This is a genomic window from uncultured Rikenella sp., assembly GCF_910579375.1.
GTDB lineage: Bacteria > Bacteroidota > Bacteroidia > Bacteroidales > Rikenellaceae > Rikenella.
The window spans coordinates 1-7,314 of the sequence record NZ_CAJTUJ010000090.1; the positions used below are offsets into that span (position 1 = coordinate 1).

General features: G+C 59.2%; 5 protein-coding genes. 3 read left to right on the forward strand and 2 right to left on the reverse strand.

The annotated features are described in order from the left end of the window. Nucleotides 1-57 precede the first annotated feature (57 nt). A complete protein-coding gene (locus QZ302_RS07460; RefSeq protein ID WP_294594117.1) occupies nucleotides 58-867 on the reverse strand; it encodes a 1,4-dihydroxy-6-naphthoate synthase in 810 nt (269 codons plus the stop codon). 41 nt (nucleotides 868-908) lie between these two features. Then, nucleotides 909-1,919, reverse strand: a complete 1,011-nt coding sequence (locus QZ302_RS07465; RefSeq protein ID WP_294594119.1) for a 2-hydroxyacid dehydrogenase — start codon at nucleotides 1,917-1,919, stop codon at nucleotides 909-911. Nucleotides 1,920-2,047: 128 nt separating this feature from the next. On the opposite strand from QZ302_RS07465, the gene QZ302_RS07470 reads away from it, so the two are divergent. The 3 genes from QZ302_RS07470 to QZ302_RS07480 all read left to right on the forward strand — a co-directional run bounded on the left by QZ302_RS07470 (nucleotide 2,048) and on the right by QZ302_RS07480 (nucleotide 7,074). After that, nucleotides 2,048-2,197, forward strand: a complete 150-nt coding sequence (locus QZ302_RS07470; RefSeq protein WP_294594121.1) for a hypothetical protein — start codon at nucleotides 2,048-2,050, stop codon at nucleotides 2,195-2,197. Nucleotides 2,198-3,316: 1,119 nt separating this feature from the next. After that, nucleotides 3,317-6,763: an isoleucine--tRNA ligase gene (gene ileS / locus QZ302_RS07475; RefSeq protein ID WP_294594123.1), complete on the forward strand. Its 3,447-nt coding sequence runs from the start codon at nucleotides 3,317-3,319 to the stop codon at nucleotides 6,761-6,763. 170 nt (nucleotides 6,764-6,933) lie between these two features. Then, entirely contained in the window at nucleotides 6,934-7,074 is a 141-nt protein-coding gene (locus QZ302_RS07480; RefSeq protein WP_294594125.1) for a hypothetical protein, read from the forward strand. The last annotated feature ends 240 nt before the right edge of the window (nucleotides 7,075-7,314 follow it).

The window sequence follows — 7,314 nt, forward strand, 5'->3', positions numbered from 1 at the left end:
CGCTTTCTTACAAGAAAGCGGCAGTTCCGTCCTACTCAAAAACAATAAGTCCAAAATTCACAGCAACACCGAACGATCAAGAGCCGTCAAGCGCAACACCGCCTCCAGCCCCGCAGCACCCAACGACAGCGAATAATCGTTCACGAAATAAGAGATATGCTTTTGCCTCACCTCCGCCTCCAGCTCCTGCGCGTGGGTTCGGACAAACTCCGCCGACGCCTCCGGATGCGCCTGCGCGTATTCGATGCTCCGCCGAATCACCCGCGCGACCCGCTCCGCCATTTCAGCTCCGTGGCGACGGTGCAGCACAATCCCTCCCAACGGAATCGGCAGCCCCGTGCGTCGCTCCCACAACTCGCCCAAGTCGGCCACCAGCTGCAACCCCTGCGCCGCATAGGTAAAACGCCCCTCGTGAATCAGGACTCCGGCCTCCAACTCCCCCGCCGCCACCGCCGGAGCGATTTCGGAAAAGAGCATGGCCCGTTTATGGATCGCCTCCGGAAAAAGCAACGACAGCAGCCGATTGGCCGTCGTGCGCTCGCCCGGAATCCCGACCCGCGCCTCACGCCACTCCTCCGCCCCGATCGCCCGGCGACTTACCAGCAGCGGCCCGTTCCCATGCCCCAGCGCACTCCCGCTGTCGAGCAGCCGAAACGCACCCGCCACCTCCGGCAACGCCGCATAACTGATCTTGATCACATCCTCTTCGCCGTCCCGCTCGATCGCCGCACGGTTCAAGGCCTCGATATCATCAAACCGCACGTCGAAATCCAATCCCTCGGTATCCACCAATCCGTGGATCAAGGCGTGAAAAATAAACGTGTCGTTCGGACACGGCGAAATATGCAACCGCATGGTCAAAGCCAATTTTCGAATAACGAGACCGGAATATCCTCCGGCCCAATGAATTACCGCCCGTCTCCCGTCACTTCATTCGCCAACCGCGCTCCCGCTTCGAAATCCCGGATATTGGAGAGTGTCGTATGCGCGATATTGGCCAAAGCCTCCTCGGTAAAGAACCCCTGATGCGAGGTCACGATCACGTTGTTGAACGAGAGGAGCCGGGCCAGCACATCGTCGTCGATGATCTTGTCCGACTTGTCCTCATAGAAATAATCCCCCTCCTCTTCGTACACATCCAGCCCGGCCGCCCCGATCCGTTTCTGTTTGAGCCCCTCGATCAGCGCCTGGGTGTCGATTAACCCGCCGCGACCCGTATTGATGAGCATCACGCCGGGTTTCATCCGTCCGATGGCCCGATCGTCGATCAGATACCGGGTCTGTTCGGTCAGCGGACAGTGCAACGAAATGATATCCGACCGTCGATACAGCTCGTCGAGCGACACATACCGCATCCCCGCCTCACTGGCAAACGCTTCGTCGGGAAACGGGTCGTATCCGACGACCTCCATCCCGAACCCGCGCAGAATATGAATCAATATCCGCGCGATCTTGCCCGTTCCGATAATCCCGGCGGTTTTTCCGTACATATCGAATCCCATCAATCCGTGGAGGGCAAAATTTCCGTCCCTCGTCCGCCAATAGGCCCGATGGATTTTCCGATTGAGCGAGAGCATCAGGGCGACAGCGTGTTCGGCCACGGCATGCGGCGAATAGGCCGGCACGCGCACCACCCGAATTCCTTCGCGCCGGGCGGCTTCGAGATCGACGTTGTTGAATCCGGCACACCGCAAGGCAATCAACGGCACTCCCTGCTCTTTCAAGGCTCGAATCGTCGCGGCGTCGGCGGTGTCGTTCACGAAGACGCACACGGCACCGGCACCTTTGGCCAACACCGCGCTCTCGGCGGTCAGATGCCCTTTATAATAGCTGATGTCGAATCCATAGGCCTCGTTAACGTGGTCGAAGGACTCACGGTCGTAAGGCTGTGCTCCGTAAAATGCGATCCTCGTTGCCATAACGTTCTATTTATAAATTCGTTCCCACCGGTATTCCTTCGGATTTTCGCCGACCGAGGCGAATATAAAATACTTCTGAGCAAAAAGGATGCCCCGCCCCGGGCTTCCGCAGTTTCGGAGAGGGTACATTGACCGGAATCAGCAACGACGGTTTTAGCTGGTCGTCCGCCACCAATGACATCAACGGTTTGGAATTGAAATTCTATTCCCGCATGCTCAACATCAGCTATTCGGATCATCGTGCCCACGGTTTTCAGTTGCGTTGCCTCTTGGAATAAACGCGCCCACAGGGCGTTTTAATGGCAGCCTCGGCCTAAAAACTGGCAACCTCTACCCGAGAGCTACCCCAAGCAACGGGCCGCCCTACCCCATTTGCACTCTGCGGCTCGCAGAGCCGCCCGGGCCGGAGCCACCCCCGGCGTAGGCCTGCAACTTCGCGGAGCTCGTTTCCGGCCCCGCTGGCTCCGGCCCGTGTCATTCACTCTTGTAGGAAGTGGGTAGGACGCCCGGGAGATATCGCAATTTTCGACGCGGAGCGGCGTGTTGCGGGCCTCCCGAGGGGAGGCGTCCGGCCCGCGCGACTCTACGAGTCGCAAGAACAAAGCCCATTCACCACCCCAAGGCTGTCATATTCGGCCTGTCGCCCACCCCCCCGAGCGGCTTCGCCGCTGGGCGACGAGGCCGGCGGTTCGAAGAACCGCGCTACTCGCTCTTGGCCCAAAGCCCGTCAAACGGTTCAGCCCCATCCACCGCCTAAATCCAAACCCTATGCTCGGCCCAGCGCGGCGGGAAAACCGGTTGCGGTTTTCCCGCCCGAAAAACAGGCACAACCCCAAGCACAGCCCGGTTCTCCGCCCCGTGCCAGCCTCACTGCGGCTCCGCTTTCGCTCCGCCGCGTTTTCGCCCGCCTTGCGCGATTCATTCTATTTCGGCTCGCCGCCGAAATAGCTGAATCGCTTCTTTAGGCGACGGCACGCGAGCAACTGAAAAGTAATAACGGCCGCGCGCCATGACGCGAACGCGTCGGCCAAGCGGGCCCGCGGTGGGCAAATGGCAGCCTCAGCCCAGCTCTCTGTTCGCGCGCCGGGGAAATCTTGTCAAACGTGCCAACGTATTTTGACGATTTCCCTCTTAAGGCTACGGCGCGCGGTCGAGCTTCGAGCCGCCTGGAACTGCCCTGCCCGGGCGGCGGACGGCTAATAAGGCAGAGACAACCCTGACAAAACGCCCGATGAGCGCCCCGGCGGGACGGAGCGATACTGCGTATCGCTTAACCTGTTCGGCCCATTCTCTGTCCGGCACGGGCGAAAGCGCGCTCGCCAAATCCTGAACGGCTGCTCCTGCCGACTTTTTCCCGGAAATTCCATACCTTTGTCAATCGCTGAAATCACAGATCCATGAGCAAAAAATTCACCGAGTATAAAGGACTCGATCTCGCCGCGATCGGCACGGAGGTGCGGACGCTGTGGGACAAGGAGGAGACTTTCAGAAAAAGTATCGAAACCAGAGAAGGACACCCGACGTTCGTATTCTACGAGGGGCCGCCGTCGGCGAACGGGGTGCCGGGGATTCACCACGTCATGGCACGAACGATCAAGGATGTATTCTGTCGCTACAAAACGCAGAAGGGATTCCTGGTGCACCGGAAGGCGGGGTGGGATACGCATGGGCTGCCGGTGGAGCTGGGGGTCGAAAAGAAGCTCGGGATCACGAAGGAGGATATCGGAAAAACCATCTCGATCGAGGACTACAACCGCCAGTGCCGCGAGGCGGTGATGGAGTACACGGGGTTGTGGAACAAGCTCACCCGACAGATGGGATATTGGGTCGATATGGAGAATCCGTATATCACCTACGACAACAAGTACATCGAAACGCTGTGGTGGATGCTCAAGCAGCTGTACGAGAAGGGGCTCTTATACAAGGGGTATACGATTCAGCCTTACTCGCCGGCGGCGGGGACGGGCTTGAGCAACCATGAGCTCAACCAGCCGGGGTGTTATCGGGATGTGAAGGACACGACCTGCACGGCGCAGTTCAAGATTATCCGAGACGAGCGCAGCGAATTCCTGTTCGCGGCGACGGAGGGCGGGGAGGCTGCTGTGCGGGGGGATTTGTATTTCCTGGCGTGGACGACGACGCCGTGGACGCTGCCGAGCAATATGGCGCTGGCGGTGGGGCCGAATATCCGGTATGTGCAGGTGATCTGCGCCAATCCGTACACGGGGACGGAGCAGACGGTGATACTGGCCAAGGAGTTGCTGGAGAAGACCATGGCGGGGGCGAAGATCGCGGACTATACGGTTGTTCGTGAATATACGGGCTCTCAGTTGGAGGGGGTGCGGTATGAGCAGCTGATTCCGTGGATCAAGCCCGCTCTGACGGAGCTGGGCGGGGATGCGTTCCGGGTGATTGCGGCGGATTATGTGACGGTGGAGGACGGGACGGGGATCGTGCACATCGCGGCGACGTTCGGGGCGGACGACGACCGGGTGTCGAAACAGAACGGCATTGCGCCGATGCTCTTGTTGGATAAGGCGGGCAAGTGGCAGCCGATGGTGGATCGGACGGGGAAATTCTTCCTGACGGATGACCTCGATCCGGAGTTTGTGGCCAAGTATGTGGACGCTTCTTATAACGAGTTCGCGGGCAAGTTCGTCAAGAATGCCTACGATCCGGCCAAGACGGAGAAGGACGAGACGCTGGATGTCGAAATTTGTATGATGCTGAAGGCCAACAACCAGGCGTTCAAGATCGAGAAGCATACGCACAACTATCCGCACTGCTGGCGGACGGACAAACCGGTGCTGTACTATCCGCTGGATTCGTGGTTCATCCGGACGACGGCGGTGAAGGATCGGTTGATCGACCTCAACAGGACGATCAACTGGAAACCGGCTTCGACGGGCGAGGGGAGGTTCGGGAAGTGGCTCGAAAACCTGGTGGACTGGAACCTGAGCCGGTCGAGGTATTGGGGGACGCCGCTGCCGATCTGGGCGACGGAGGATCACAGTGAATTGAAGTGTATCGGGTCGGTGGCGGAGCTCAAAGCTGAGATCGAGCGGTCGATTGCGGCGGGGGTGATGACGGAGAATCCGTTGGCCTCGTATAAAGAGGGGGATTTTTCGAAGGCGAATTATGACGGTTTCGACCTGCACAGGCCGTATGTGGACCATGTCGTACTCGTTTCATCCAAGGGGGAACCGATGCGGAGGGAGCCGGACTTGATCGACGTCTGGTTTGACAGCGGGGCGATGCCGTATGCGCAGGTGCATTATCCGTTCGAGGTCGACGAAGTGGATTTTAAGGGGAAGATTTACCCGGCGGACTTCATCGCGGAGGGGGTGGATCAGACCAGGGGGTGGTTCTTCACGCTCCATGCGCTGGCGACGATGCTGTTCGACGGGGTGGCGTTCCGGAATATCATCTCCAACGGTTTGGTGCTGGACAAAAACGGAAACAAGATGTCGAAGCGGTTGGGGAATGCGGTGGATCCGTTCGAGGTGATGGATCGGTTCGGGGCGGATGCGGTGCGGTGGTACATGATTTCGAACTCGCAGCCGTGGGACAACCTGAAGTTCGACACGGACGGGGTGGACGAGGTGCGGAGAAAGTTCTTCGGAACGCTCTATAATACGTACAGCTTCTTTGCGCTGTATGCCAATGTGGACGGGTTCACGGCTGATTCTCTGGCGGCGGATTTCGTGCCGGTGGCGGAGCGGCCGGAGATCGACCGGTGGATCATCTCTTTGCTCAATACGCTGGTGAAAACGGTTACGGACTCTTTGGAGGCGTATGACCCGACGCCGGCGGCGAGGGCGATTGCGACGTTCGTGGATGAGAATTTGTCGAACTGGTATGTGCGCCTGAATCGGAAACGGTTCTGGGGAGGGGAGATGACGCGGGACAAACGGGCGGCGTTCCAGACGCTGTACACTTGCCTGAAGACGGTCGCGCTGCTGGCGGCGCCGTTCGCGCCGTTCATCTCGGACAGAATCTATCGAGATTTGACGCACAATGAGGAGGGGTCGGTGCATTTGGCGGAGTTCCCTGTGTACGATGCGGCGTTGGTGGATGAGGAGCTGGAGCGGAGGATGGAGCTGGCGCAGCGGGCGTCGTCGATGGTGCTGGCGTTGCGGCGGAAGGTCAATATCAAGGTGCGGCAGCCGTTGCAGAAGATGATGATTCCGGTGTTGGACGCGGCGGTACAAAGGCGGCTGGAGGCGGTCGAGTCACTTATTCTGAATGAGGTGAATGTCAAGGAGGTGGAGTATCTGCACGAGACGACGGGCATCATTACCAAGCGGATCAAACCGAATTTCAAGACGCTGGGGCCGAAGTACGGCAAACAGATGAAGGCGATTGCGGCGGCGGTGGCGGAGTTCTCGCAGGAGGATATCGCGGCGATCGAGGCGTTGGGTTCGACAGGGGGTGCGGCGACTTATGACCTGGCGATTGCGGGGGGCGAGGTGCTGCCGGTGGAACGGGCGGATTTCGAAATCACGTCGGAGGATATGCCGGGCTGGTTGGTGGCGACGGAGGGGACGCTGACCATTGCGCTGGACATCGAGGTGACGCCGGAGCTCAGGGCGGAGGGGATGGCGCGCGAGCTGGTGAACCGGATCCAGAACCTGCGCAAGGAGCAGGGCTTCGAGGTGACGGACAAAATTCGGGTCGTGGTGGAGTCGAATCCGGAGACGGATGAGGCGGTGAGCCGGTTTGCGGATTATATCGCGGCGCAGACATTGGCGCAGGGAGGGGTCTCAATAGCGCAGGGGCGGCAGCGGTCGGAGATCGAGATCGACGAACTGCCGCTGACGGTGACGGTCGAACGGATCGGATAGCGCTCGCCTTGTTTTTCAACTGGGTATATGGCAGCGGCTCTGCTCTTTCGGGACAGAACCGCTGTTTTTTGTATCTGTGCGCCTTATGTCTGAATGCTTTTTGTGTCTGAATGTAAACCCCGGGCTACCGCGACGGGGGTCGTTTCGACCGGTTCGGGGCTCTGCTGGACGTGGGGCTGTTGGGCTATAGCTGGTCTGCGACGGCTTGCGAAACAAATGGCGGAAGTTTGGATTTCAAAACGACACACGCTGGTCCGGAACGTGCCAACAATCGGGCGCACGCTTTTCAGTTGCGTTGCCTCTCGGAATAAACGGGGCGGGCCTGCTGGAGTAGGAAATCATTCAAAGCGTCTTGCGCTTTGAATAAGATTTCCGCCAGCGCGCGGAATAGGGAGTTGGACTGAGGCTGCCCGCGTTGCATAGGGTAGAGGCTGGCATTAAAACGCCCTGTGGGCGCGCCCGCCCGGCGTAAGGGCAGTCCTCTCCTATAGGACAAACGCGCGCTCCGCCTAAAGAAGCGATTCATTCTATTTCGGCGGTAGCCGAATATA